This window comes from Gibbsiella dentisursi (genome assembly GCF_039539505.1).
Taxonomy (GTDB): Bacteria; Pseudomonadota; Gammaproteobacteria; order Enterobacterales; family Enterobacteriaceae; genus Gibbsiella; species Gibbsiella quercinecans.
In genome coordinates, this window is the sequence record NZ_BAABDG010000003.1 from 179,395 (window position 1) to 205,360 (window position 25,966).

A 25,966-nucleotide genomic window follows, 5' to 3' on the forward strand; every position below is an offset into this window, starting at 1 on the left:
GCAAACGGCGGGCCAAGTGCCCGCAGTTTTTTTATTAGCCGTTAAACCGAGTGATAATGGGCACCATGCCCTTTCTCCATTAAAACGACTGCCGACGCAGCAGATAAACAAAATAAGGCGCGCCGATAAACGTCGCCAGCAGCCCGGTTGGGATCTGATACGGAAACATCATCATCCGCCCGCACCAATCTGCCACCACCATCAGCAGGCCCCCCAGTAATGCGGCCGTGACCATTTGCGGCATCGCGCGGCGGAAACCCAGCATCCGCGCCATATGCGGCGCCATCAGGCCGATAAAGCTTAACGGCCCGACGGTCAGCGTTGCCATCGCGGTCAGCGTTGCGGCCAGCAGCAGGATTGCCAGACGGGCCGGTGCCAACGCCAGCCCCAATGAACGCGCCGTCGAGCTGCCCAATGGCAAAATCACCAGCCAGCGACGGCACAGCGGCGCCAACACCATCAACATCGCGGCCCCCCCGAGCGTGCGCAGCGCTTGCGTTGTACCCACGCTATAGGTCGAGCCGGAAAGCCAGGTCAACAGCCCGCCCAGGCGTGGATCGCCACTGGCGAGCAGCAAATACATGGCGGCGTAAAACGCCGTGCTGAGCGCAATACCGGCCAACAACATACGCTCGGTTGAAAACCCGCCGCGGCCGGCGGCCAGCATAATGAGCAGCAACGTGGCCGCCGCCCCCAGGCTGCCGGCCGGCAATAGCCAGGCAAAGGCATCGCCCGGCACCATGAACAGCATGACGACCACGCCGAACGCCGCGCCGGAACTAACGCCCAGCACTTCCGGGCTGGCCATCGGGTTGCCGGTCAACTTCTGGATCAACGTGCCTGCTACCGCCAGCATCATGCCCGCCGCCAATGCCGCCGCCAGGCGCGGCCAACGCCACGGCAACAGCGCCTCCAGCTCAGCGCCCAGGCTCCAGTGCCAGCCGGCGGCGTTTTGCCCCAGCGTTAACGCCAAAGCCAGCGTCACCAGCAACAGCCCCGCGCCCCCGGCGCACCACAGCGGCAGATGCCGCCGCTCTGGCTGCACGTTGTCCCCCAGAACCATTGGCGCAGGAAGCGCATGGGCGCGCAAGCGCGGCAGTAGCCACAACAACAACGGCGCGCCAATCAGCGCCGTGGCGGAACCGGTAGGGATTTCGCGCCATACCTGCGTCAGCCAGATCATGATCTGATCGGTCAGCCACAGCAACAGCGCACCCAGCAGCGGCGTCAGCAGCATGCGCGGCAACAAACGGCGCGCGCCGAGCATTTTCGCCATCAGCGGCGCAAACAGGCCGATAAAGCCAACCACGCCGACGGCATTCACCAACATGGCGCTGAAAATAATCGCCAGCGCCAGAGCGCCCAGACGGGCGGCGTTAAGCCCCAACCCCAGATTGCGCGCCACGCCGTCATCCAGCCCAAGCAGCGTTAACGGGCGCAGCAGTAGCAACGCCAGCAGCAGTGCGATCAGCAAGCGCGGCAGCAGAAACGCAACCGTCGACCAATCCTGCTGGTTCAGGGCGCCGGTGCCCCACAGGAATACGCCTTGCAGTTGATCATAATTAAACAGCGCCAGCAGGCTGTTTACCGCCCCGCAATACAGGCCCAGCACCAGCCCGGCCAGAATCAGCGTCACCGGCGACATACGCTTGCCCCAGGCCACACCGAATACCAGCACGCCCACCACCACTGCGCCGACCATCGCCGCCAATTGCCGGGTGAACTCGCCGCCTGGCAACAGCCACAGCGTTGCCGCCGTCAGGCCAAGCTGGGCACCGGCGGAAACGCCCAGCGTTGCCGGCTCCGCCAACGGGTTACGCAATACCTGCTGAAACAGCACGCCGGCCAGCCCCAACCCCGCCCCCACCAGCAGTGAAACACAAAGCCGCGGCAACAGGCTGTAGTGGAACAACATCTGGCGGATGTCATCAACATTGGGCGTAAAGAACCCCTGCCGCCACAGCGCCACCGGCAGTTGTTGCCACAGGTTATAAACCGTCAGGCCGGCCGCAACGGCCAGCAGTAGCAACAGCACCGCCAAAGGAAACAGACGCAAACGTGAACTCATTGGCGGTGCTCCTGCACCTGTTGCAACAGGCGGCAAAAACGCATGGCGGATAGCGTGGCGCCGTAAAACCATACCGCCGGCGCTTGCCGGAGCTGATTCTGCCGCACGAACGGCAATGCCTGCCAGAGCGGCGTGGCGCTGACGCGAGTGAACATCGCCGGATTATGGTGATCGAGATAAATGGCGCGCGCCTGCTTCACTTCAGCCAGGCGTTCAATCCCCACCACGGAGGTGCCCCAGAAGTTGGTTTCCCCTTGCCAGGCATTGCGGATCCCCAATCTGTCCATCACCTCCTGGAACAGGCTGTTTTGCCCCATGATCAGCGCATGGCGGGTATCCAGCAGCGAGAACAGCAGCAACGGTTGTTCGGTATAGGCCTGTAACCGTTGGCGCGCCCCTTGTACAAAAGCATGGAACTGCGCCAAATGTTGCTCGGCCTTCGCTTCCAGCCCCAGGCGCTGCGCCAGCTCGCGTAATGATCGCATACCCACGGTTAACGGCTTGCCGCTGCCATCGTTAAAACCAAACGCCATGCTGGGAGCGATCGCCCCCAGCGTCTGCGGCGAGGGGCCATAGCCTTGCGAAAGCAGCAGCAGCGAAGGGCGCAGCTGCTGCAACAATTCCAGGTTAGGCTCAGTGCGCATACCAACGTTTACCACCGCCGCCGGCAGGCGCGGCGATGCCACCCAGCGGTTGTAGTTGGGAATATCGGCCACCGCCATCGGCATAACGCCCAGCGCAAACAGCAGCTCTACCGGCAGCCATTCCAACGCCACAATGCGCGCCAGCTCCGGGGCAGAGTTGCTCCGCCCCGGCAGGGAATAAAACAGTGGGGACAGCGCCAACGCCGCCAACAGGCGGCGGCGCAGAGGGTCTTGTGGGTAATCAGCCATCAATATACAAAGCTTACCGGCGCCCCGCCGCTGGGGTGCGGCAGCGTCCCCATCGGGATGCCGTAAATCTGTTCAAGCACTGGCGCACGCATCAGTTCCAGCGGCGCCCCTTGCGCGATCATCGTGCCCGCACGCAGCGCCACCAGCCGATCGCAGTACCGCGCCGCCATATTGATATCGTGCAACACGGCAATTACCGTCAGCCCGCGCTGATGGCTCAGGCGCTGCACCAGGGCCAATACCTCGACCTGATGGGCGATATCCAGCGCTGAGGTGGGTTCATCCAGCAGCAGGCAGCGGCTGTCTTGCGCCACCAGCATCGCCAACCAGGCGCGCTGGCGCTCGCCGCCGGATAGGCTATCCACCAGGCGGTTAGCAAACCGCTGCAAACCAACCAGCTCAATCGCTTCTTCGACCCGTTGGTGATCGCCGGCGCCAAAACGCCCCAGCGCGCCATGCCACGGATAGCGCCCCACCGCGATCAGTTCACGCACCGTCATCCCTTCCGCGGCGGGCAACTGCTGCGGCAAATAGGCCACGTGGCGCGCAAAGGATTTGTTGCCCCACTGGGCCAGCGGTTGGTCATTGAGCAATACCTGGCCGCTACTGGGCGGCTGATGGCGGCCCAAAATTTTCAACAGCGTGGATTTGCCGGAGCCGTTATGGCCGATCAACCCACTGACCTGGCCTGGTGGAAAGGCCAGCGACAGCGGCTGCAACAGCACGCGCCCCGCCACGGCGAAACTCACTTCGGCCAGTGAAAATCGTGCTTCGTGATGATGTGTATCCTGCATAAGCCCTGTTTTTACCGGGCCGGCATGGCGCCGCCCGGTTATCAATTAGAAACGGAAGGTTGCGGTAGCTACCACCTGGCGATCGCTGCCCCAGTAGCAAGCATAATCAGCGTAGCAACTGGCGACATATTCACGGTCGAGCAGGTTTTTCACATTAAGGCCAACGGAAGAGCCAGCCAACCCGAAACGCGCCAGATCGTATTTAACGGCGGCGTCAACCACACTGTAGCTGGCCACCTTGAAACTGTTGGCGGTATCGCCCTGCGAGCTGCCGACATAGCGCACACCGCCGCCGACGGTCAGGCCGCTAAGCGCCGTTTCGTTGAAGGTGTAATCCGTCCAGAGCGATGCCATATGGGTCGGTACCTGCTCCGGGGTGTTGCCTTGGTAGGTGTTGTCGTGGGTGTACTCGGCGTTGGTATAGGTATAGGACGCGGTCAAATTGATATTGGCGTTCAGGGCGGCTTTGGCTTCCAGCTCGACGCCGCGCGCGCGTATCTCGCCGCTTTGCACGTTAAAGCCGGCATGATCCGGATCCGCCGTCAGGTTTTTGGTCTTGGTCAGTTGATAAAGCGCCGCCGTCAGCGTAATGGGTCGGTTTTGCGGGATATACTTCACCCCGGCTTCGTACTGTTTGGCCCGGGAGGCATCAAAAGGTTGCTGTAACGCATCAGTGCCCGGCGTCGGCAGGAAAGATTCACTGTAGCTGAAGTACGGTGAAATGCCGTTATCAAACAAATAGTTCAGCCCGCCGCGCCAGGTGAACTGCGCATCATTTTTTTCTACCGTACTCAGTGTAGAGCGATTATATACCGAGGTGGTCGCCCAGTCGTAGCGGCCGCCAAGCGTCAGCACCCAATGGTTCCACTCGGCCTGATCCTGCACATACAGGCCGGTTTGTTCCTGCCGGTTAAGTATTTTATACGGGAAGGTCAGCACGATGTTCGGGTTGCCATAGTCAGGCGCCAGCATGTTGAGGCTGCTGGCGGTGCCGTAATAGGCATTGATGTCGTTACGCATGCGCATGTAATCCACCCCCAGCAACAGGGTATGGTCAACGTCGCCGTAACGGAACTTCGCCTGGGCCTGGGTATCCACGGTAAAACTGTTCAACTTTTCCTGCGATTGGACATAGGCGCGGTTCAGCGTGGCGGGCGCGCTGTAGCCGTTGCCGTACACCGCTTTATAATCGCTGTCGATTTGCATATAACGCAGGTTCTGGCGCACCGTCCAGACATCGTCAAACTGGTGCTCGGCGCTGTAGCCCACCATTTTCTGCTTACGCGCCAACTTATTGCTGGCCTCGCCTTCGTTGAAATTGGTCGGCAACTTGTGCTGGTTGCCTTCAGCATCGGTATAGGGCACCACGGTGCCCTGCCGCGGCAGCCAGCCGTAAAAGCCGGCGTCTGGCTCATTCTGGAAATAGCTCAGGAAGGTCACGGTGGTTTTATCATCCGGCCGCCAGCTAAAGGCCGGTGCGATGGCATAGCGTTTTTCCTTCGCCATTTCCTGCTGGCTGTCGGCGCTGCTGGCCAACCCGGTCAGGCGATAGGAGTATACCCCGCTGTCATCCAGCGCCCCGCCGAAGTCAAAGCCGGTGGAGAATAGATTGTCAGTGCCCATCTGGAACTGCACTTCACGCAGGGTTTCGGTGGTCGGCTGCTTGCTGACCAGGGAAACCACCCCGCCAGGATTGCTTTTGCCGTACAGCACCGAAACCGGGCCGCGCAGCACCTCTACGCGTTCCAGCATGTAGGGGTCGATTTTCGCTTCAGAGTAGTTATCCCCCTGCAGCTTGAGGCCATTCAGGTACTGGTTGGTGTTAACTTCCGTGAAGCCGCGGATCGATAGCGCGTCATAGGAATTGGAGCTGCCGCGCGTGCCCACCATCACCCCTGGCGTATAACCCAGCACCTCTTTCACCGAAACCGGCTGGTGCATCTCTATTTCTTCACGCGTCACCACGGAAACCGACTGCGGCGTTTTTTCCAACGGCGTATCGGTTTTCGTCCCGGTGGCGCTATGCCTGGCTACATAGGTGCCTACCGGCCCCCAGGCGCTCTCCTGCGATGCGTCGCTGCCGACAACCGTAAGCGTTTCGCTATTGCCCGCCGAGCTCTGTGCCGCAAAGGCAGGGCCGGCAACTGCAGCAGCGACGGCTAACGCTACACCTCGCAAACCATTTTTCCCTTTGCGGGCATGCGCCAAAACCAGGCTTTTGTTCGGCATTTTTTACCTCCACCAGATAAAAACCACAATAACGCTAATAATAATGATTATTATAAGCATATCATCTTGTTCATTCGGGGAGAATAATAACTGAACAATATTTGGGCCGGCGGCAGCACGCGATTAAACGCGGCGCATAATAATGCTGTATCCAACTGAAAAAGAAAGAAAAAGCCCGTAGCATTCGCTACGGGCCTGATACGCACAACAGGGTGAATGGCGCTTACTGGCCGAACATGTCCTTAATCCAGCCGGCAACGCCGTCGCTGTCTTTCTGCTCATTCTGCTGTTGCTGCTGCTGCTGGGGCTGTTGCTGCGAAGGCTGCTGCGCCTGTTGCTGCTGTTGCACTTCAGCCTGACTGGCCTGACACATCCCCTGCGGGTTGTCTGTCCAGACAGGGATGGTACGCCAACTACCGCCGCCGCAGATGAAGTTGCCGGCAGAGTCAATGCCTATTTGGCTGATGCCTTCCGGCGGTTGCAGCATTAGCGGCAACGGCGTTTGGTTTTCCAGATAACGCCGGTACAGCGTCAGGGCACCGTTGGCGCCGGTCAGTTTGGCCGGGCCGTTATTGTCGCGCCCCACCCAGGCGATCGCCACTTCTTTGCCATCGATGCCGGCGAACCAACTGTCACGCAAATCGTTGGTGGTACCGGTTTTGGCCGCTAGGTGGTAGTTGGGGAACTTCACCGACAGCGAACGGGACGTGCCGCGCGCGACGCCTTGTTGCATGGCGTACAACGTCAGGTATGCCGCCTGAGCCGGCACCACACGCTCTGCCTGTGGGAAGCTCTGGTACAGCACGGTGCCGTCTTCGGCAATCACTGAACGCACGGCCGATAACGGCGCCCGGTTCCCCAGGCCGGCAATGGTCTGGTATTCCTGTGCCACTTCCATCGGCGTCAGGCCGATTGCCCCCAGCAGCATCGAAGGCACTGGGTTGATGGCGCTTTTCGGTATCCCCAGGCGCTGCAGCGTGGCGCTGATCTGATCAAGCCCCACCGACATCCCCAGGTTGACCGTTGGCACGTTGAGCGAGTTGGCCAACGCGTCCACCAGCATCACCTTGCCGCGGAACTGACGATCGTAGTTGTTCGGCTGCCAATTCGTGCCGTTCGGCAATTTGATGCTCACCGGCTGATCGCCCAGCCAGGTATTCAGGCGATATTTGTCCGGCTCGGATAACGCGGTCAGATAGGTTGGCGGCTTCGCCAGTGAGCCCACCAGGCGGCGTGCCTGCATCGCGCGGTTAAAGCCGGCAAACTGCGGCTCGGCCCCGCCCACCATGGCGCGCACCTCACCGCTGAAACGGTCGACAATCACCATCGCCGCTTCCAGATCGCTGACGTGGCGGGCCGCGCGCAATGCCGGAATGCCGTCTTCCACCGCTTTTTCCGCCGCATCCTGCGATACCGGATCCAGCGTGGTGAAGATTTTCACACCGGACAGATCGTTCACCTTATCGCCCAGCCGGGCCTGCAATTCCTGGCGCACCAGTTGCATAAAGGCCGGCTGCGGTGTAATCACTCCGCCCTTCGGCTGCACGCCCAGCGGGCGCGCGCTCAGCATGTCGTACAACTCCGCGTCGATCACCCCCTGGTTTTGTAACAGTTTCAGCACCAGGTTGCGGCGCTCCAACGCCAGCCGTGGATTGCGCCACGGGTTATACAGAGAAGCGCCTTTCACCATGCCCACCAGCAGGGCCTGCTGATCAAGGCTCAGTTCGTCCACCGGGCGGCCGAAGTAATACAGGCTGGCCAGCGGGAAACCGCGGATCTGATCGCTGCCGCTCTGGCCCAGGTATACCTCGTTCAGATACAGCTCCAGGATGCGATCCTTGCTGTAACGGTAGTCCACCAGCAGCGCCATATAGGCTTCGTTCGCCTTACGCCACAGCGAACGTTCGTTGGTCAGGAACAGGTTTTTCACCAGTTGCTGCGTCAAGGTGCTGCCCCCCTGCACCGCGCGGCCGGCGGTCAGGTTCGCCAGCAGCGCGCGGCCGATCGACCCCAGGCTGATGCCGTCATGTTCATAGAAATGGCGGTCTTCCGTCGCCAGCAAGGTATCCACCAGCAGATCCGGGAAGCCGGCGCGCGGCACGAACAGGCGCTGTTCGCCATTCGGCGATTGCAGCATGGTGATCAGGCGAGGATCGAGCCGGAAAAAGCCGAAGCTGCGTTGGTTATCCAGGTTCTCGATCTTCGACAGCCGGTTGTTCTGGAAATACAACCGCGCACGGATTTGCCCTTCTTTCCCATCCGGGAAGTCAAACGGGCGGCGCAGCATTTCGATGCTGTTGGCCTGCACGGTGAATTCGCCAGGGCGCGTCATCCGGGTGACCTGGCGGTACTGCATGCCCGCCAGCAGATTGACCATTTCGTTTTTGCTGTACGGCATGCCCGGTTCCAGGTTGACCATCCGGCCGTAAACCGCCGCCGGCAGTTGCCATACCTTGCCGTCGATGCGGCTACGAATCTGGGAATCGAGATACACGCCATAAATCGCCACCAACACGGCAATCACCAGCAACAGTTTGATTATCAGCCCGAGCCAACGGCGTTTTTTACGCGGAGGTGCCGCTTTTACCTTACGTGACATCGGCGCCTCCTCGTCATCCTTCTCATCATCGTCATACTCATCCTGATACTCGTCTTCCTCGTAATCATCGTAGTCGTCTCTGCGACCACGCAGCGGCCTGCGCGGCGTACTGCGTTTCGGTTGTTTCCCTTTGCGCCCAATCGGTTCGCGGTCATCCCCAGCCATTGCTGTCGTTCTCCACGCTTGCGGCTCTGCTGGCCATCATCTTGTCGCTTAATCTGTTCCTGCACCCGGCCGCTGAACAGAAGAAACATCTGAATTATCTTACTGATATTTTTTAGTGCGCCGCGTCGGTGCCGCATTGGCGGGATCATCCGGCCATACGTGTTTCGGGTAGCGCCCTTTCATCTCTTTCTGCACTTCCCGGTAGGCACCCTGCCAAAACGCCGCCAGATCGCCGGTGATTTGCAGCGGCCGCTGCGCCGGCGAAAGTAACTCCAGCACCACCGCGATGCGCCCTTCCGCCAGCATCGGGCTACTGCGTTCGCCAAACATCTCCTGCAGGCGAACGGGCAACAGCGGCGGTTTATCAACATGATAACGGATAGGCAGACGGCTACCGGTTGGCACAGTGTAATGAGTGGGCAGCGCATTATCCAGCCGCTGTTTTTGCGACCAGTCCAACAGGCGGCTGAGCGCCTCAGTGATATTCACCTGTTTCAGGCCGCGCAAATCGCGCACGCCCGTGAGTGAGGGCAGCAGCCACTGCTCAAGCGCCGCCAACAGCGCCTCATCGTCCACCGCCGGCCACGCCGCCTCCGGCAACCATTGGCGGGCGCACTGCAGGCGGGCCCGCAGTTGTTCGGCGGCAACATCCCAATTCAACACCGCCAGCCCCTGCGCCCGCACCCACGCCAGCAGCGCCTGCTGCAACTCTTCGTCGGCGGGCTTGGCCAACGGCTGCGCCCGCAGTGTCAAACGGCCGATCTGCTGGCGCTTCCAGGCACGCAGCGTGCCTTTTTCTTCATCCCACTCGACCGCCGTCTGTTGTGAAACCAACCCCGGCAGTTCCGCCGCCAGCGCCGTTATCTCCACCGGCAACGCCAACAGAATACGCGCTTCCGAGCTGTTCGCCCCTTGCAGCAGCGCAGGCGCGATCAGCCAGGCCGCACGCGACAACGCTTCATCACGCTCCAACGCGGCGCCAAAACCGTTAGCCAGCAGATAGTGCCCGTCCTGCCCGCGTTGCAGGGCGATGCGATCGCTCGCGCCCTGCGCCAACAGACGCGGCGCCAGATCGACGTCCACCTGCCCGGCGCGCTGCGCCACGCGCTTGATCAACTGCGCAGCGCGGCGTTGCCAGTGCGGCTGTGGGCGGCTTAACCAGTAGCCGATATCCGCCTGGCCTGAACGCGGCGGCTCTTCCAGCAACGCCACCAGCAACGCCGCCGTCGCCAGCCCATCCGCCCCTAACTGCGCCCCGGCCAGCAGCATTGCCGCCAACCGTGGTTCGCACCCGAGCGCGGCCATCTGCCGCCCGTTGGCGGTGAGTTTGCCGCCGGCATCCACCGCGCCAAGATCGTGCAGCAAGCGCCGGGCGGCCGCCAGCGCGCTGGCCGGCGGGGCATCCAGCCAGGTGAGTTGGCTCGCGTCATGGCAGCCCCATTGCAACAGTTCCAGCCAGAAGCCGGTGAGTTCGCTTTGCAATATCTCAGGCTGCGCATGTTCCGGGGCGCGTTCAGCCTGCTCTTTGGCAAACAGGTGCCAGCAGATGCCCGGTTCCAGGCGCCCTGCCCGGCCGGCGCGCTGGATCATCGAAGCCTGGCTGATACGCTGCGTCACCAGCCGCGTCAAGCCGGTGCGCTGATCGTAGTTCGCCACGCGTTCCAGGCCGCTATCCACAACCAGGCGGATCCCTTCGATAGTCAGGCTGGTCTCGGCAATGTTGGTCGCCAACACCACCTTGCGCCGCCCGGCCGCGGCGGGCTGGATCGCTTTTTGTTGTTCCGCCTGCGGCAGCGCGCCGTACAACGGGCACAGTTCGGTATCCGCCGCCAGTTCGCCGTTCAGCCGCTCCAGCACGCGGTGGATCTCCCCCACGCCCGGCAAAAACAGCAGCAGCGAGCCGTGCTGCTCTGCCAGCAGACGTTTAACGGCATTGGCTATGCCGTCTTCAACGCGCTGATGGCTGGCAAGCGGATGATATTGGCGCGCCACCGGGAAGCTGCGCCCTTGCGACACCGCCACTGCCGCCGCCGGCAGGCACTGCGATAAGCGCGCGTTGTCCAACGTCGCCGACATGATCAGCAGTTTTAGATCGTCACGCAGCCCCTGCTGAACATCCAACAGCAGCGCCAGCGCCAAGTCGGCCTGCAGGCTGCGCTCATGGAATTCATCCAGGATCACCAAGGAGACCCCTTGCAGTTCGGCATCCTGCTGCAGCATCCGCGTCAGAATGCCTTCAGTCACCACCAGCAGCCGGGTGTTGGGCCCGCTTTTGCTTTCCGCGCGCATACGGTAGCCAACGGTTTGGCCCACCTCTTGGCCTAACTGCTGCGCCAGCCGGTAAGCCACGTTTCTCGCCGCCAGCCGCCGTGGCTCCAGCATGATAATGCGCCCGGGCAGGTTGGCCCGCGCCAGTATCTGTAGCGGCAACCAGGTGGATTTACCGGCGCCGGTCGGCGCGTGCAGCAGCACCTGCGGGGCGGATTGCAGCGCGGCCAATATTTCATCGACAACCTCGCTGACGGGCAGTGAAGACACAGCATTCTCCCTGGGTTCCCCCCAACACTTGATGGCGGCACAGGCGCCATTGCCAGAAAGCTGAAGGGGATGGTTAACATTAAATGGCGCACATTGTAGCATTACGCCCAGCGTTTCATTCATTTGCCGGGGTTCCATGTCCAATTCACGCCGCCTGTTTTTTGCACTGCCCATGCCAGCTTCGCTGCAACAGCAGATCGTCCGCTGGCGGGCCGGCGCGTTTGCTGCAGAGGCTGGCCGGCCGGTGGCGGCGGCAAACCTGCACCTGACGCTGGCGTTCCTTGGCGAGATCAGCGCCCAAAAAGAAGCGGCGCTGCAAGCGCTGGCGGGCCGCATCCGCCAACGCCAGTTCAAGCTGGTGCTAGACGATCTCGGCCACTGGCCCGGCCCCGGCGTGGTTTGGCTTGGCGCCAAACACGCGCCGCGCGGGTTACTGCAACTGGCGGAGATGCTGCGCTCACAGGCGGCGCGCAGCGGCTGTTACCAAAGCCCTTTGCCGTTTCATCCCCATATCACCCTACTGCGCGCCGCCAACCAACCGGTGGCGATCCCGCCGGCAACGCCCGGCTGGGCTTACCAGGCCGACCATTTTTCCCTTTGCCAGTCCATTTTTGAAAACGGGCGCACACGCTACCACGAGCTGGCCCAATGGCCGCTGAACAACGCAGGAAACACATGAAATTCACCCCACCGCTGCAACCCGCCACGCTGATCAAGCGCTATAAACGCTTTCTGGCCGATGTCGTGACCCCGCAAGGGGAAACCTTCACTCTGCACTGCGCCAACACCGGTGCCATGACGGGCTGCGCGACGCCGGGCGATACCGTCTGGTACTCCACCTCGGATAACGCCAAACGCAAATATGCGCACAGTTGGGAACTGACCCACACCCAGCAGGGCGACTGGATCTGCGTTAACACAATGCGGGCTAACGGTCTGGTGCGCGAGGCGATTGAGCAAAACCGTATCGCGGAATTATCCGGTTACAGTAAAATCAGCGGCGAGGTAAAGTACGGCAGTGAAAACAGCCGTATCGATTTGTTATTACAAGCGGAAAACCGGGTTAACTGCTATATTGAAGTCAAGTCGGTCACATTATTGCAACACAACCGTGGTTACTTTCCTGATGCGGTAACGCTCAGGGGGCAGAAGCATCTGCGGGAGCTGCAAAACATGGCGGCTGATGGGCAACGGGCAGTGCTGTTTTTTGCCGTTTTGCATACCGGCATCACGCAGGTTGCCCCGGCACATCATATAGATGCGCATTATGCAGAGCTTTTGGCTCAGGTTCAGCAATCGGGGGTGGAAGTGGTGTGTTATGGGGCCGATGTCTCACCCGGCGGCCTGTCTCTTCGTGGGAAAGTGCCATTATTTACCGGTTAATAATGTCCGGCATTAATAATGCAAAAGAGAGATATTACGCCGCCAAATACGCCTTCCTTCACACCATTGTCAAGCAGGCGACAGGAATAATTGCCAACCCCCTCACCATCTGTTATTTATAGCGGCCTGTTTTTCCCCCGCATTGGGGATTCGATAGTGCGTGTGTATGTAGGAGAAGCAACATGCAAGAAGGGCAAAACCGTAAAACCTCGTCCTTGAGCATTCTCGCCATCGCTGGGGTGGAGCCGTATCAAGAGAAGCCGGGCGAAGAGTACATGAACGACGCCCAGTTGGCGCACTTCAAGCGTATTCTTGAAGCATGGCGCAACCAGCTCAGGGACGAAGTGGACCGTACTGTCTCGCATATGCAAGATGAAGCTGCCAACTTCCCGGATCCGGTCGATCGGGCCGCTCAGGAAGAAGAGTTCAGCCTCGAACTGCGTAACCGTGACCGTGAACGCAAACTGATCAAAAAGATCGAAAAAACGCTGAAGAAAGTGGAAGACGAAGATTTCGGCTACTGCGAATCTTGCGGCGTGGAGATCGGCATTCGCCGCCTTGAGGCGCGCCCAACTGCCGATTTGTGTATTGATTGCAAAACGTTGGCTGAGATCCGCGAAAAGCAGATGGCCGGCTAATCGCGTTACCCTGCGGCGCGCTTAACGGCGCGCCGTATCTATGAGGTAACGGCCTTTTCCAACTATGTCTGAACATCATTATGTGGGGCGTTTCGCTCCATCGCCTTCCGGGGATCTGCACTTCGGTTCACTGATTGCCGCCCTGGGAAGCTATTTACAAGCCCGCTCGCAACATGGGCAGTGGCTTCTGCGTATTGAAGATATCGATCCTCCCCGCGAAGTCGCCGGCGCTGCCGACAGCATCCTGTTTACGCTGGAACACTACGGCCTGCATTGGGACGGCCCGGTGCTCTACCAATCCCAGCGCCACGACGCCTATCGCGCCGCCTTAGCGTGGCTCCGGCAACAAGGGCTCTGCTATTACTGCACCTGTACCCGCAGCCGCATTCAACAAACCGGCGGGCTGTATGACGGCCACTGCCGCAATCTGCAGCTTGGCCCGCAGGGTGCGGCAATCCGCCTGCGCCAGACCAACCCGGTATACCGCTTCCACGATCGCCTGCAGGGCGAACTGCTGGCCGATCCGGCATTGGCGCAAGAGGACTTCATCATCCGCCGCCGCGATGGCCTGTTTGCCTATAACCTGGCGGTGGTGGTGGACGATCACGCGCAGGGCGTCAGCGAAATCGTCCGCGGCGCCGATCTGATCGAACCCACCGTCCGCCAGATTGCCCTTTACCGGCAGTTACAGGCACCGGTGCCGGCCTACGTGCACCTGCCGCTGGCGCTGGGTGAACACGGGCTGAAACTCTCCAAGCAAAACCATGCTCCGGCGCTGCCGGCGGGCGATCCGCGCCCGGTATTGGTTGCAGCGCTGAAATTTCTGCGCCAACCGCTGCCGGAAAGCTGGCAAGATCTTGACCTGCCGTTATTATTGAGCTGGGCAGTGGACCATTGGGCGCTGGAAAGCATCCCGCGCCAGAAGGCCATTCCCCTGGATAAAGCCACATCAGCATTCTCAAAGGCGCCATGGTGAGCTATGATTAGCCGCTATTTTTTTATTAGCGCCATTTTTATCAGTCACTATCGAGGTGTACCATTTTTACCCGAGTAGCCAATTTCTGCCGTAAGGTACTAATCCGCGATGACAAGCCGGCAGGCGAACAGTCTCCCGCCAGCGATAAAAACGCAGCTCGCGAACCACGCCAGGCTGCCAAGCCGCCGCGCGCCATCGAAAGCAGCAAAGAAGCCCCGCGTCGCCGCCCTGCGCCGGCAAAACGCCCGCAGCCGCCCGTTAGCGAAAGCGCCGGCTCTATGACCGTCATCCCGCGCGATCAGCACGCCATTTCACGCAAAGACATCAGCGATAACGCACTGAAGGTGCTGTACCGCCTGAATAAATCAGGCTTTGAAGCCTATCTGGTCGGCGGCGGCGTGCGCGATCTGCTGCTGGGCAAAAAGCCCAAAGATTTCGACGTCACCACCAATGCGACGCCGGAACAGGTGCGCAAACTGTTCCGCAACTGCCGCCTGGTCGGCCGCCGCTTCCGCCTGGCGCATGTGATGTTCGGGCCGGAAATCATCGAAGTGGCCACCTTCCGCGGCCACCATGAACAGCACCTGGAGCAAGACCAGGAGCACGATAAAAATTCATCCCAGCAGGCGCAAAACGGCATGCTGCTGCGCGACAACATCTTTGGTTCGATCGAAGAAGATGCCCAGCGCCGCGACTTCACCATCAACAGCCTGTATTACGGCGTGGCGGATTTCACGGTGCGCGATTACGTCGGCGGCATGCGCGATCTGCAAGCGGGTGTGATACGCCTGATCGGCGATCCGGAAACCCGCTATCGGGAAGATCCGGTACGCATGCTGCGGGCGGTGCGCTTCGCCGCCAAGTTGGATATGACCATCAGCGAAGAAAGCGCGGAGCCGATCCCTCGCCTGGCCGCCCTGCTGCACGAAATTCCGCCGGCGCGCCTGTTTGAAGAGTCGCTCAAGCTGCTGCAGGCCGGCTACGGGCTGCCGACCTACCTGAAGCTGTGTGAATACCAGCTGTTCCAGCCGCTGTTCCCGTTAATCGCGCGCAACTTCACGCCGAACCACGATACGCCGATGGAACGTATCCTGATCCAGGTGCTGAAAAACACCGATCACCGGTTGCAGAACAACATGCGCGTCAACCCGGCGTTCCTGTTCTCGGCCATGCTGTGGTATCCGCTGCTGGAGCACGCGCAGAAACTGGCCCAGGAAAGCGGGCTGGCCTATTACGATGCCTTCGCGCTGGCCATGAACGATGTGCTGGACGAGCAGTGCCGTTCGCTGGCGATTCCTAAACGCATTACCACGCTGGTGCGTGATATCTGGCAATTGCAGCTGCGCTTGTCCCGCCGTCAGGGGAAACGTGCCCACAAACTGATGGAGCACCCCAAATTCCGCGCGGCTTACGATCTGCTGGCACTGCGCGCCCAGGTGGAAAACAACCCGGAAATGCAACGCCTGGCCGACTGGTGGGGCGAATTCCAGGCCGCCACCGCCGCGCAGCAGAAAAGCATGCTCAGTACGCTGGGCGACGATCCGGCGCCGCGCCGTTCACGCCAACGCCGGCCACGCCGCCGTGCGCCGCGTAAAGAAGGCGAATAATGATCCGCGTCTATGTCGCGATCGGCAGCAACCAGGCGCAGCCGTTGCAACAGGCGAATGCGGCATTGGAAGCGCTGGCGCACATTCCGCAAACCCGGCTGATCGTGTGTTCGTCATTTTACCGCACCAAGCCGCTGGGGCCGCAAAACCAGCCTGATTTCCTCAACGCGGTGGTGGCGCTGGATACCCGGTTGCCCGCCGAGCAGTTGCTCGATCACACCCAGCACATTGAACGCAATCAAGGGCGGGTGCGCAAAGACGAGCGCTGGGGGCCACGCACTCTCGATCTGGACATGCTGTTGTATGGCGACAACCAGATCGCCACTGAACGGCTGACGGTGCCGCACTACGGCCTGAAAGAGCGCGAATTTATGCTCTACCCGCTGGCCGAAATTGCACCGGATCTGGTGCTGCCCGACGGCACGCCACTGGCCGAATGCCTGAAGCGCGTGCCGCGAAACGGCATGCAGCTGTGGCACCATCCCGGTGCATGATCCCGGGCCGGCTAGCCGCGCCCCGGGAACACCACCGTAGCAATAAAACCCCCTTCCGTGCGGTTAGCGAAACGCATTGTCAGCCCATGCAATGTTGCGATGCGTTGCACTATCGATAAGCCCAACCCGCTGCCGCTCTGCACCTGCCCCGGCGGCCGGTAAAAGCGCTCTCCCAGCCTGGCTAGCTGCTCCGCACTCACCCCCGGCCCGTTATCCGCCACTTGCAATTGCCCTTCATTCAACGTGACCGTGACCCGGCCGCCCACCGGCGTATAGCGCAGCGCGTTATCCACCAGGTTGCGCACCAGCAAAGACAGCAGCAGCGGTTGCCCAGGCAGCGGCTTCGGCGTGCCCTGCGGCTGATAGTGCAAGGCAACGCTGCGGCTGTTGGCATAACGCTCCTGCTCGGCCAGCGCCGCCGGCACCAGTTGGCACCAGTCGGCCGGCTCCAGCGGCTCAAGATCCGACAGCGAATCCAGCCGCGAAAGCGTCAGCAGTTGGTCCACCAAGCGTGTGGCGCGGTCGATACTGACCATCAGGTTTTCTACCGCATGCATACGCACCGGCACATCATCACCGGCCAGTTGCACCACTTCAGCCTGCACCCGCAACGCCGCCAACGGGCTGCGCAGTTCATGGGCGGCGTCGGAGGTGAAGCGGCGCTCGCGCACCAACATGGTATTGATGCGGGTAAACAATGTATTGAGCGCGTCCACCAGCGGGCGCACTTCCGTTGGCACCTGCCGGGCGTCGATCGGCGCCGCATCATCCGGCGCCCGCTGGCGCAGCCCGGCGGCCACGGCGCGCAGCGGCCGCAGTTCCCGCCCCACCATCAAGGCGATCAGCAGCATCAGGATCGGTAAGGTGATCAACCATGGCAGCAGTTGCCCGGTCACCATATCCAGCGCCATATCCTGGCGGTATTCCAACTCCTGCCCCACCGCGATGCGATAGCGGCCATCGGGGCTGGTCAGCCACAGCAGCCGCCAGGCATCGTCATCGCCCCTTAGGCGGCCAACGATAAACCCGTCGTTGCGCTCATCGAACATCACATCGGCGCCGTTTTCACCGTCATGCAGCAGCATGTGGCCCTGGCGGTCGAAAATGGCGAAGGCCAGCGCATCGTCATCCTGCTCACCCCGTTTGCCGTTGCGCACCAGCCTCTTGGTTTGCGGCAGGCTGCGCACCTGCTCGCTAGCCAGCAGATCGCCCAGGCTAGCGGTAGCCAGCCGTTTGGCAAACAACATCTGCTGGGTGTCGAACACTTCGTTGATGTTATCGCGCGTGATTTTCCACGCCACCAGGCTGGCACAGCACCAGGTCACCAACGCCAATAGGCCGAAAATAACGATCAGCCGCAGCCGCAGGCTCCAACGCTTCATTCAGCCGCCCCCAACGTATAGCCCACGCCGTGCACCGTGCGGATAAAACCGCTGCCCAGCTTGCGCCGCAGGTGGTGGATATGCACCTCCACCGCGTTGCTGCTCACCTCATCGTCCCAGGCATAGAGCTTTTCCTGAATCAATGGCCGCGCCAGCACCCGCCCTTTGTTGTGCAAGAACAGCTCCAGCACCGCCAGCTCGCGCGGCGTCAGCGCCACCGGTTCACCATTAACGCTAACGCTACGGGCGGCGCTATCGAAAACCACGTTGCCGTGCGCCAACTGCGGCATCAGCTGCCCGTGGCGCCGGCGGATCAACGCCTGCAGGCGCGCCGCCACTTCCGCCAGCGCGAAGGGTTTGCACAGGTAATCGTCCGCGCCGTTCTGCAAACCGCTGAGGCGCTGCTCCAGCGCATCGCGGGCGGTGAGAATCAATACCGGCACATCATGGCCGGCCTGGCGCCAGGCGCGCAGCAAATCCAGGCCATCAAGGCCCGGTAGGCTAAGGTCGAGGATCACCGCATCATAGGGCGCGCTGGCCAGGGCGCGTTTGCCTACCACGCCGTCGGTAAACCAGTCCAGGGTGAAACCGAGCTTGGTCAGGCCGGCTTTGATGCCATCGCCGATCAGCGTGTCGTCTTCAATCAGCAGAATTCTCATGCATATCCTTATTCATCATTAGTCGCTTTATTACAACATCCATTTCTTAAGAAGCGCTTAAGCATCATGATCTGCGCTACCCACCCCGTAAGGCTTACAGTAGAATGACCGCACTTTTTTTGTAGTCAGGGGCCAGGCTAACGCCGTGCGGCCCTATTCAGGAGACGTTGTGATGAAACCCACCACCATAACCCATCTGCGCCAGTGGAAGCAGGAACAGCGCAAGTTCGCTACCCTTACGGCCTACGATGCCAGTTTTGCCAAGCTGTTTGAAGAGCAAGGCATTAACGTTCTGCTGGTTGGGGATTCACTGGGGATGACGCTGCAGGGCCACGACTCCACGTTGCCCGTCACCGTCGCCGACATCGCCTACCATACCCGCGCGGTGCGCCGCGGCGCACCGGCCTGCCTGCTGCTGGCCGATCTGCCGTTTATGAGCTACGCCACCCCGGAGCAAACCTTTACCAGCGCCGCCGAACTGATGCGCGCCGGCGCCAATATGGTCAAAATCGAAGGCGGCAGTTGGCTGTGCGATACGGTGAAAATGCTGGCCGAGCGTGCGGTGCCGGTTTGCGGCCACCTTGGCCTAACGCCACAGTCAGTGAATATTTTTGGCGGCTATAAGGTTCAGGGCCGCGACGAGCTGGCGGCCAAACAGCTGCTGGAAGACGCGCAAAACCTGGAGCTGGCCGGCGCGCAGTTGCTGGTGCTGGAATGCGTTCCCAGCGAGCTGGCGCGCAAAATCACCGAGCAGCTCACCATCCCGGTGATTGGCATTGGGGCGGGCAACGCCACCGACGGCCAGATCCTGGTGATGCACGATGCGTTCGGCATCACCGGCGGCCACACGCCCAAGTTCGCCAAAAACTTCCTGGCGCAGAGCGGCGATATGCGTGCAGCGGTGCAGCAGTATATTCATGAAGTAGAACAGGGCAGCTACCCTGGGCCAGAACACTCTTTTAATTAATCTTGCCGCAGGCTTATTGGCCTGCCCGGGCCAAAAACGGCCCGTAACGGAGTTATGCAATGCTGATTATCGAAACGCTGCCGATGCTGCGCCAACACGTTCGGCGCTGGCGCCTGGAGGGTAAACGGATCGCGCTGGTGCCCACCATGGGGAACCTGCACGAAGGCCATATGACGCTGGTTGATGAAGCGCGCGCGCGCGGTGACGTGGTGGTGGTGAGCATCTTCGTCAACCCGATGCAGTTCGATCGCCCGGACGATCTGGCGCGCTACCCGCGCACGCTGCAGGAAGACTGCGAGAAACTGACGCGCCGCGGCGTCGATTTGGTGTTTTCACCCGCGCCCGCCGAAGTGTACCCACAAGGCCCGGATAGCCAGACCTACGTCGATGTGCCGATGATCTCCACCATGCTGGAAGGCGCCAGCCGCCCCGGCCATTTCCGCGGCGTCACCACCATCGTCAGCAAGCTGTTCAATCTGGTGCAGCCGGATCTGGCCTGCTTCGGCGAAAAGGATTACCAGCAACTGATGCTGATCCGCAAAATGGTGGCGGACATGGGCTACGATATTGATATTATCGGTGTGCCGATTGTCCGCGCCCAGGATGGCCTGGCGCTCAGCTCACGCAATGGCTATCTGAGTGCCGAAGAACGCAAAACCGCCCCGCAGCTTAACCAGATCATGAACGAACTGGCCGAGCGGCTCGGCAATGGCGAGCGGCAAATTGATGAACTGCTGGAGCAGGCCGCCTATAAACTACGCGTGGTGGGGTTCACCCCAGACGAGCTGTTTATCCGCGATGCAGACACGCTGCTGCCGCTCACGGTGGAGAGCAAACGCGCGGTGATCCTGATGGCGGCCTGGCTTGGCAAAGCGCGCTTGATCGACAACCAGCAGGTCGATTTAACGCTGTAAGCCATTTGCACAGCGGTTGCCGTTTCCCCTGGTTTTATCGGCAACGATCATATATACCCCAAATAATTCAAGTTGTCGGGTATATACACAAAATCATTCATGATGCATCGCGGCGGCAAGTCAGTAAGTTCCCGGGAGCCTAGATGGCTATGTGACCGGGACGCGCTGACGCAACCAACAAAGAGGCAACCTGAAGGATGATGTGTATGGCAGGGATGCAGGAAGATGTTTAACCCCAGTCGCCCGCAAGGGCCGACATTCAGTTAGGTTTAAAAGCTATGATACGTACAATGCTGCAAGGCAAGCTGCATCGGGTGAAAGTAACTCAGGCCGACTTGCACTATGAAGGCTCCTGCGCCATCGATCAGGACTTCCTGGAAGCCGCCGGGATCCTGGAATACGAAGCCATTGATATTTACAACGTTGACAACGGCCAGCGTTTCTCCACCTATGCGATCGCCGCCGAACGCGGCTCGCGCATCATTTCGGTCAACGGCGCTGCCGCACGCTGTGCCTGCGTCGGCGACAAACTGATCATTTGCTCCTATGTACAAATGAGCGATGCCGATGCGCGCCAGCATCATCCGAAAGTGGCCTACTTCGAAGGCGAAAACACCCTGCTGCGCAAAGCGAAAGCCGTGCCGGTACAGGTTGCCTGACCCCTCACGGGCGCCTGTTGCCCCGGCGCCCGTTTCCCTGCCTTTCCCCAGTTACGAACGCAGGCCGCGGCCGCGCTCGATCAGATACCAGGTCAGCAGGTAAAACACCACAATAAACACCACCAGCACCAGCAAGGTCAGCGCCAGCGGTACGTCGGTAATGCCGAGGAACCCGTAACGGAATCCGCTGATCATATACACAATCGGGTTCAGTTTGGACACCGCCTGCCAAAACGGCGGCAGCAGCGTCAGCGAGTAAAACACCCCGCCCAGATAGGTCAACGGCGTCAGCACGAAGGTCGGGATCAGGCTGATGTCGTCAAAGGTGGTGGCAAAAATCGCATTCAGCAGCCCGGCCAGCGAAAACAGAATCGCCGTCAGCAGCAGCGTTGCGGCAATCACCCACCAGGCGTGGACATGCAGCGGCACAAAGAACAGCGAGATGGCGGTGACCAGAATACCGATGCAGATCCCGCGCGCCACGCCGCCGCCGACGTAACCGGCGATCACCACATGGGTGGGCACCGGCGCAACCAGCAGTTCCTCAATGTTACGCTGGAATTTGGCGCCGAAAAACGATGACGCCACATTGGAATAGGCGTTGGTGATCACCGACATCATGATCAGCCCCGGCACGATAAACTGCATGTAGCTGAAGCCATGCATATCGCCAATACGGGAACCAATCAGATTGCCGAAAATAATAAAGTACAGCGTCATGGTGATCACCGGCGGCACCAGCGTCTGTACCCAAATACGTGCGAAGCGGTGGATCTCTTTCGCCCAGATGCTTTGCAATGCCACCCAGTATAAACGCGTCATGCTTTCCCTCCATTACCGTTAACCAGTGTGACAAACAACTCTTCCAGCCGGTTGGCCTTGTTGCGCATACTCAGCACCTGAATGCCCTGGGCGCTCAGTTGGCTAAACAGCGCGTTCAGCCCCTGCTCGCGCATCACTTCCACCTCTAAGGTCGAGGTATCCAGCAATTGGCTGCGATAGCCGTCCAGCTTCGGCAATGGGCTTTTGGCCGCCAGATCGAGGATGAAGGTTTCCGACTTCAGCTTGGCCAGCAACGCTTTCATCGAGGTGTTTTCCACCAGTTGGCCGCCCTGAATAATACCGATGTTACGGCACAGCATTTCGGCCTCTTCCAGATAGTGGGTGGTCAGGATAATGGTGGTTCCCTGCACATTCAGCTCTTTCAAAAAGCCCCACATGGAGCGGCGCAGTTCGATATCCACCCCGGCGGTCGGCTCATCGAGGATCAGCAGCTTCGGCTGATGCATCAGCGCGCGAGCGATCATCAGCCGGCGTTTCATCCCGCCGGACAGCATGCGCGCACGATCGTTACGTTTGCCCCACAGATCCAGCTGGTTGAGGTACTTTTCGGCACGGTTCAACGCTTCACGGCGCGTAACGCCGTAGTACCCCGCCTGATTGACGACGATTTGCATCACGGTTTCAAACGGGTTGAAGTTGAACTCCTGGGGCACCAGACCAAGCTGGCGTTTGGCGTTGACGATGTCTTTATCGATATCAAAGTCAAATACCCGCACCGTGCCGGACGTTTTGTTGACCAGTGAGCTGATAATGCCGATGGTGGTGGATTTCCCTGCGCCGTTTGGCCCCAACAGGGCATAAAAATCCCCGGCCTCGACGCGAAGATCGATACCGCGCAATGCCTTGACGCCACCTGCGTAGGTCTTGGTCAATTGCGCTAATTCCAATGCGTAACTCATAAATTAGAAAACACCTTGTAGCGTTATGTATGCTGCAGAATTCTTATCATTGGGCGAATTTTATCACCGCGCGCATTTTCATCGCGGTCTAATCCGTGCGGAAAATTCAACAGTTATGATTTTCAAATGGTGACGCTTGTCCTATATTACCTCAACGCAATCTGCTCGTTACAGGTCAATAACTTCCATGAAAGAAATAGAAAGGCTCATTGCCAACAATCAGGTTTGGTCGGCGAATATCAGCCAAGACGATCCCGGTTTTTTCGAACGCCTGGCGCAGGCGCAAAAACCCCGTTTTTTATGGATTGGGTGTTCTGACAGCCGGGTGCCCGCCGAGCGTTTGACCGGCCTGGAGCCCGGTGAACTGTTCGTTCACCGCAATGTGGCTAACCTGGTCATCCATACCGATTTGAACTGCCTGTCGGTGGTGCAGTATGCCGTCGACGTGCTCGAAGTGGAACACATCATCATCTGCGGCCACCTGGGCTGCGGCGGTGTGGAAGCGGCGGTGGAAAACCCGGAGCTGGGCTTAATCAATAACTGGCTGCTGCACATCCGCGATCTGTGGTTCAAACACAGTTCACGCCTGGGCGAACTGGAGCCGGAAAAACGCCTGGATGCGCTGTGCGAAATCAACGTTGTGGAACAGGTGTATAACCTCGGCCACTCCACGATTATGCAATCGGCCTGGAAACGCGGCCAGAAGGTGATGATCCACGGTTGGGTGTACGGTATTCATGACGGCCGCCTGCGCGATCTGGAAGTCACCGCCACCAGCCGTGAGAGCCTGGAGATGGGCTACCGCAAAGGGATGGCCACGCTGCTGCAAGAGAAAGAAAAAAGCGTCGTCGATAAACCGCACCCGCTGCACGCCGATTAAACGCAACCGGCGGCCGCCCCTTTACCCTCTGGGTGCGGCCGCCTGCATGGGGTTTATTCGTCCAGCAGGATGACTTTGCCCACGTACGGCAGATGGCGATAGCGCTGAGCGTAGTCAATGCCGTAGCCCACCACGAACTCGTCAGGAATGGAAAAGCCGACAAACTCGACCGGCACTTCCACTTCGCGGCGCTCCGGTTTATCCAACAGCGTACAAATCGCCAGTGATTTTGGCCCGCGCAGCGCCAGGATTTCGCGTACCTTGTTCAGCGTGTTGCCGGAATCGATGATGTCTTCAACGATCAGAATGTCTTTACCGCGGATATCTTCATCCAGGTCTTTCAGGATTTTTACGTCGCGGGTGGTGGACATACCGCTGCCATAGCTGGAGGCGGTCATGAAATCCACTTCGTGCGGCACGTCAATCGTGCGGCACAGATCGGCCATGAACATGAATGAGCCGCGCAACAGGCCCACCAACACCATTTCACTGCCGCTGTTGCGGTAATGTTCGGTGATCTGGCGGCCGAGTTCGGCGATACGGGTTTTAATTTCCTGTTCGGAAATCATGACGTCTACAGTGTGTTTCATAGGTTTTCAGATCGGTTGCCGGAAGGAAGGCGCAAAGTTTATCACAGCAGGAAGGCGCTGGCGACGCGCAGCGGCACGGCAAGCCGCCGCGCCCGCAGCTTGAAGCGCGGCCTGATGGCCGCGCCGCGTGCATCAGGCGGGTTAAGCCTGGTCGGTGACCGTGAACCCCAGCATCATGCCGGTATCTTCGTGTTCCAGCAGGTGGCAATGTGCCATATAGGCATGTTCTGCGCTGGCCAGATGATCGAAACGCACCAGCACCTCGCTGCGCCACCCCTCAACATGCACGGTATCTTTCCAGCCCGCCCGGTGTGCCGCCGGCGGCTTGCCGTTTTCCGACAGGATGCGGAACTGGGTGCCGTGAATGTGGAACGGATGCAGCATCATGTCCCCTTCGCCGGAGATAGTCCATTTCTCATACTGGCCGCGTTTGGCGGCAAACATCGGCTTCATCATGTCGAAAGCCTTGCCGTTGATCATATTGCCGTGGCTGAAATCAAACGGCGCTTCGCCGTGCGCCATGCCGGCCATATCGCCATGATCCATTCCGGCCATACCACCGTGCCCTGCCTCGCCCATGTCGCCATGATCCATGCTCATGCCGGCCATCGCCTGGTGGCCGTAGCGCTGCATCAAGGCCTGCATACCGAGCTTATCCAGCGTGGGATCCATCATCAGTTGCAGCCAGCGCTCCTGCACGCCGTCAAGCGCGGGCAAGGCCGGCAGCGCCACCAGCGAGTCGGGCAACGTTGTTACCCCCGGCGCCTGGGTGGGCTGAATGCGCAGCACCGGCAGCGGCTTATCGAACGGCGCCAGCGTCATCCCCATTTGTTTGACCGGCAGCGTGACGATGTCAAACGGCTGACCATCCGTAGTATCCACCAGCACTTCAAAACGCTCGCCCATCAGTATCGGCAGTTCATGTAACTTGACCGGCTCATTGAGAAAGCCACCATCGCTGGCTATCACATACAGCGGGCGGTTATCGCTGGCGGCCAGCCTCAGTGAGCGCGCATTGCAACCGTTGAGAAAGCGCAGGCGCAGCCAGCCGCGCGGCGCCGGGTGCTGCGGATACTGCACGCCGTTGGTGAACATCCGATCGCCGAACCAGCCAACAGCCGCGCTCATCACATCCAACTGATAGGCGATCTGGCCGTCGTTACCCAGGCGTTTGTCCTGCAAGATCACCGGAATGTCGTCCTGGCCCCAGGTTTTCGGCAACGGCAGGCGGCTGCTTTCTTCGTCCTCTACCAGCACCAGCCCCGCCAGGCCCATCATCACCTGCTGGCCGGTTTTGCCATGGGTATGCGGATGGAACCAACAGGTCGCCGCTGGCTGATCGACGGTAAAATGCGCCGTACGGGTTTCCCCCGGCGGGATCAAGGCATGGGGGCCGCCATCGACTTCGCCGGGGATCGCCAGGCCATGCCAATGCAGGGTGCTGGCCGCAGGCAACTGATTACGAATATCAACGGTCACCGGCTTCCCACGTTGCAGCCTGACCGCCGGCCCCAGCAATGCGCCATTCACGCCCCAGGTTTTGCTCGCCACATGCGGCAACCAACGGGTTTCCCCCGCCTGGAACGCCAGCGCGATGTTCCCCTGCGCGTCCGGCGCTAACAGCGGCGGGATCGGCAACGCAGGCTGTTCAGCCGCCCAGGCAGCACGGCTCCATAGCGGCAAAGCGCTCGCCGCACCCAGTGCGGCGGTCAGTTTGATAAAATCACGGCGCAGCATCGCAGGCTCCCTTGATGAATGGCGTAGCATATAGAACCTAAGCCTAAACCCT

The 25,966-nt window shown here is 60.2% G+C and carries 22 protein-coding genes; 10 read left to right on the forward strand and 12 right to left on the reverse strand.

Translation table 11 applies throughout. The annotated features are described in order from the left end of the window. Positions 1–79 precede the first annotated feature (79 nt). The 6 genes from fhuB to hrpB form a co-directional block, all read right to left on the reverse strand. Positions 80–2,068 (reverse strand): Fe(3+)-hydroxamate ABC transporter permease FhuB, encoded by a 1,989-nt coding sequence (gene fhuB / locus ABFX35_RS11545; protein WP_346081127.1) that lies wholly within the window; start codon positions 2,066–2,068, stop codon positions 80–82. Next, positions 2,065–2,961, reverse strand: a complete 897-nt coding sequence (fhuD, locus tag ABFX35_RS11550; protein WP_279024820.1) for a Fe(3+)-hydroxamate ABC transporter substrate-binding protein FhuD — start codon at positions 2,959–2,961, stop codon at positions 2,065–2,067. The genes fhuB and fhuD overlap by 4 nt, the downstream gene beginning before the upstream one ends. Beyond that, positions 2,961–3,755, reverse strand: coding sequence for a Fe3+-hydroxamate ABC transporter ATP-binding protein FhuC (fhuC, locus tag ABFX35_RS11555; protein WP_346081129.1), 795 nt, complete (start codon positions 3,753–3,755; stop codon positions 2,961–2,963). The genes fhuD and fhuC overlap by 1 nt, the downstream gene beginning before the upstream one ends. Positions 3,756–3,800: 45 nt before the next feature. After that, positions 3,801–5,984: a ferrichrome porin FhuA gene (fhuA, locus tag ABFX35_RS11560; protein WP_346081131.1), complete on the reverse strand. Its 2,184-nt coding sequence runs from the start codon at positions 5,982–5,984 to the stop codon at positions 3,801–3,803. Between the two features lie 223 nt (positions 5,985–6,207). Beyond that, positions 6,208–8,748 (reverse strand): bifunctional glycosyl transferase/transpeptidase, encoded by a 2,541-nt coding sequence (mrcB, locus tag ABFX35_RS11565; protein WP_346081133.1) that lies wholly within the window; start codon positions 8,746–8,748, stop codon positions 6,208–6,210. Between the two features lie 99 nt (positions 8,749–8,847). Next, positions 8,848–11,286, reverse strand: a complete 2,439-nt coding sequence (gene hrpB / locus ABFX35_RS11570) for an ATP-dependent helicase HrpB (RefSeq protein ID WP_346081134.1) — start codon at positions 11,284–11,286, stop codon at positions 8,848–8,850. A gap of 136 nt (positions 11,287–11,422) precedes the next feature. On the opposite strand from hrpB, the gene thpR reads away from it, so the two are divergent. The 6 genes from thpR (at position 11,423) to folK (ending at position 16,384) form a co-directional block, all read left to right on the forward strand. Beyond that, positions 11,423–11,965 carry an RNA 2',3'-cyclic phosphodiesterase gene (gene thpR, locus ABFX35_RS11575; RefSeq protein ID WP_346081136.1) on the forward strand — a complete coding sequence of 181 codons (543 nt, stop codon included), beginning with the start codon at positions 11,423–11,425 and terminating at the stop codon, positions 11,963–11,965. Next, positions 11,962–12,669 (forward strand): DNA/RNA nuclease SfsA, encoded by a 708-nt coding sequence (gene sfsA / locus ABFX35_RS11580; protein WP_346081138.1) that lies wholly within the window; start codon positions 11,962–11,964, stop codon positions 12,667–12,669. The genes thpR and sfsA overlap by 4 nt, the downstream gene beginning before the upstream one ends. 182 nt (positions 12,670–12,851) lie before the next feature. Beyond that, positions 12,852–13,307 (forward strand): RNA polymerase-binding protein DksA, encoded by a 456-nt coding sequence (gene dksA / locus ABFX35_RS11585; RefSeq protein ID WP_095847315.1) that lies wholly within the window; start codon positions 12,852–12,854, stop codon positions 13,305–13,307. 64 nt (positions 13,308–13,371) lie between these two features. Beyond that, entirely contained in the window at positions 13,372–14,283 is a 912-nt protein-coding gene (gene gluQRS, locus ABFX35_RS11590; RefSeq protein WP_095847314.1) for a tRNA glutamyl-Q(34) synthetase GluQRS, read from the forward strand. 62 nt (positions 14,284–14,345) lie between these two features. Beyond that, positions 14,346–15,890, forward strand: coding sequence for a polynucleotide adenylyltransferase PcnB (gene pcnB / locus ABFX35_RS11595; RefSeq protein ID WP_423783648.1), 1,545 nt, complete (start codon positions 14,346–14,348; stop codon positions 15,888–15,890). Beyond that, the gene (gene folK, locus ABFX35_RS11600) at positions 15,890–16,384 is read left to right on the forward strand and encodes a 2-amino-4-hydroxy-6-hydroxymethyldihydropteridine diphosphokinase (RefSeq protein ID WP_279024807.1); all 495 of its coding nucleotides are present in this window, start codon (positions 15,890–15,892) and stop codon (positions 16,382–16,384) included. The genes pcnB and folK overlap by 1 nt, the downstream gene beginning before the upstream one ends. An 11-nt stretch (positions 16,385–16,395) precedes the next feature. Here folK and qseC read toward each other — a convergent pair whose 3' ends face one another. After that, on the reverse strand, positions 16,396–17,766 hold the full coding sequence (qseC, locus tag ABFX35_RS11605) for a quorum sensing histidine kinase QseC (RefSeq protein ID WP_346081141.1): 1,371 nt from the start codon (positions 17,764–17,766) through the stop codon (positions 16,396–16,398). Then, a complete protein-coding gene (gene qseB, locus ABFX35_RS11610; protein ID WP_279024803.1) occupies positions 17,763–18,425 on the reverse strand; it encodes a quorum sensing response regulator transcription factor QseB in 663 nt (220 codons plus the stop codon). Before qseB ends, qseC begins: the two co-directional genes overlap by 4 nt. 172 nt (positions 18,426–18,597) lie before the next feature. Between qseB and panB the strand changes: the two genes are divergently transcribed. The 3 genes from panB to panD all read left to right on the forward strand — a co-directional run bounded on the left by panB (position 18,598) and on the right by panD (position 20,965). Beyond that, positions 18,598–19,392 carry a 3-methyl-2-oxobutanoate hydroxymethyltransferase gene (gene panB / locus ABFX35_RS11615; RefSeq protein ID WP_279024830.1) on the forward strand — a complete coding sequence of 265 codons (795 nt, stop codon included), beginning with the start codon at positions 18,598–18,600 and terminating at the stop codon, positions 19,390–19,392. Positions 19,393–19,451: 59 nt separating this feature from the next. Next, the gene (gene panC, locus ABFX35_RS11620) at positions 19,452–20,306 is read left to right on the forward strand and encodes a pantoate--beta-alanine ligase (RefSeq protein WP_346081143.1); all 855 of its coding nucleotides are present in this window, start codon (positions 19,452–19,454) and stop codon (positions 20,304–20,306) included. A gap of 278 nt (positions 20,307–20,584) precedes the next feature. Then, positions 20,585–20,965 carry an aspartate 1-decarboxylase gene (gene panD, locus ABFX35_RS11625; RefSeq protein ID WP_279024800.1) on the forward strand — a complete coding sequence of 127 codons (381 nt, stop codon included), beginning with the start codon at positions 20,585–20,587 and terminating at the stop codon, positions 20,963–20,965. A 51-nt stretch (positions 20,966–21,016) separates the two neighbouring features. Here panD and ABFX35_RS11630 read toward each other — a convergent pair whose 3' ends face one another. Both ABFX35_RS11630 and ABFX35_RS11635 read right to left on the reverse strand, forming a co-directional pair. Then, entirely contained in the window at positions 21,017–21,787 is a 771-nt protein-coding gene (locus ABFX35_RS11630) for an ABC transporter permease (protein WP_346081145.1), read from the reverse strand. Continuing rightward, positions 21,784–22,707: an ABC transporter ATP-binding protein gene (locus ABFX35_RS11635; RefSeq protein WP_095847305.1), complete on the reverse strand. Its 924-nt coding sequence runs from the start codon at positions 22,705–22,707 to the stop codon at positions 21,784–21,786. Before ABFX35_RS11635 ends, ABFX35_RS11630 begins: the two co-directional genes overlap by 4 nt. A gap of 187 nt (positions 22,708–22,894) precedes the next feature. On the opposite strand from ABFX35_RS11635, the gene can reads away from it, so the two are divergent. Further along, positions 22,895–23,587, forward strand: coding sequence for a carbonate dehydratase (gene can / locus ABFX35_RS11640; protein ID WP_279024794.1), 693 nt, complete (start codon positions 22,895–22,897; stop codon positions 23,585–23,587). A 53-nt stretch (positions 23,588–23,640) separates the two neighbouring features. Here the strand turns inward: can and hpt are convergent, their stop codons facing one another. Together hpt and cueO are read right to left on the reverse strand one after the other, a co-directional pair. After that, complete coding sequence (gene hpt / locus ABFX35_RS11645) at positions 23,641–24,177, reverse strand: hypoxanthine phosphoribosyltransferase (RefSeq protein ID WP_346081148.1); 537 nt, start codon at positions 24,175–24,177, stop codon at positions 23,641–23,643. Positions 24,178–24,318: 141 nt separating this feature from the next. Further along, a complete protein-coding gene (cueO, locus tag ABFX35_RS11650; protein ID WP_346081150.1) occupies positions 24,319–25,914 on the reverse strand; it encodes a multicopper oxidase CueO in 1,596 nt (531 codons plus the stop codon). Between the last annotated feature and the right edge of the window lie 52 nt (positions 25,915–25,966).

Excerpts from the sequence above, each read along its gene's own strand:
- fhuB (WP_346081127.1), bottom strand. The coding sequence starts at position 2,068 with ATGAGTTCACGTTTGCGTCTGTTTCCTTTGGCGGTGCTGTTGCTACTG.
- fhuD (WP_279024820.1), bottom strand. The coding sequence starts at position 2,961 with ATGGCTGATTACCCACAAGACCCTCTGCGCCGCCGCCTGTTGGCGGCG.
- fhuC (WP_346081129.1), bottom strand. The coding sequence starts at position 3,755 with ATGCAGGATACACATCATCACGAAGCACGATTTTCACTGGCCGAAGTG.
- fhuA (WP_346081131.1), bottom strand. The coding sequence starts at position 5,984 with ATGCCGAACAAAAGCCTGGTTTTGGCGCATGCCCGCAAAGGGAAAAAT.
- mrcB (WP_346081133.1), bottom strand. The coding sequence starts at position 8,748 with ATGGCTGGGGATGACCGCGAACCGATTGGGCGCAAAGGGAAACAACCG.
- thpR (WP_346081136.1), top strand. The coding sequence starts at position 11,423 with ATGTCCAATTCACGCCGCCTGTTTTTTGCACTGCCCATGCCAGCTTCG.
- sfsA (WP_346081138.1), top strand. The coding sequence starts at position 11,962 with ATGAAATTCACCCCACCGCTGCAACCCGCCACGCTGATCAAGCGCTAT.
- dksA (WP_095847315.1), top strand. The coding sequence starts at position 12,852 with ATGCAAGAAGGGCAAAACCGTAAAACCTCGTCCTTGAGCATTCTCGCC.
- gluQRS (WP_095847314.1), top strand. The coding sequence starts at position 13,372 with ATGTCTGAACATCATTATGTGGGGCGTTTCGCTCCATCGCCTTCCGGG.
- folK (WP_279024807.1), top strand. The coding sequence starts at position 15,890 with ATGATCCGCGTCTATGTCGCGATCGGCAGCAACCAGGCGCAGCCGTTG.
- qseC (WP_346081141.1), bottom strand. The coding sequence starts at position 17,766 with ATGAAGCGTTGGAGCCTGCGGCTGCGGCTGATCGTTATTTTCGGCCTA.
- qseB (WP_279024803.1), bottom strand. The coding sequence starts at position 18,425 with ATGAGAATTCTGCTGATTGAAGACGACACGCTGATCGGCGATGGCATC.
- panB (WP_279024830.1), top strand. The coding sequence starts at position 18,598 with ATGAAACCCACCACCATAACCCATCTGCGCCAGTGGAAGCAGGAACAG.
- panC (WP_346081143.1), top strand. The coding sequence starts at position 19,452 with ATGCTGATTATCGAAACGCTGCCGATGCTGCGCCAACACGTTCGGCGC.
- panD (WP_279024800.1), top strand. The coding sequence starts at position 20,585 with ATGATACGTACAATGCTGCAAGGCAAGCTGCATCGGGTGAAAGTAACT.
- ABFX35_RS11630 (WP_346081145.1), bottom strand. The coding sequence starts at position 21,787 with ATGACGCGTTTATACTGGGTGGCATTGCAAAGCATCTGGGCGAAAGAG.
- ABFX35_RS11635 (WP_095847305.1), bottom strand. The coding sequence starts at position 22,707 with ATGAGTTACGCATTGGAATTAGCGCAATTGACCAAGACCTACGCAGGT.
- can (WP_279024794.1), top strand. The coding sequence starts at position 22,895 with ATGAAAGAAATAGAAAGGCTCATTGCCAACAATCAGGTTTGGTCGGCG.
- hpt (WP_346081148.1), bottom strand. The coding sequence starts at position 24,177 with ATGAAACACACTGTAGACGTCATGATTTCCGAACAGGAAATTAAAACC.
- cueO (WP_346081150.1), bottom strand. The coding sequence starts at position 25,914 with ATGCTGCGCCGTGATTTTATCAAACTGACCGCCGCACTGGGTGCGGCG.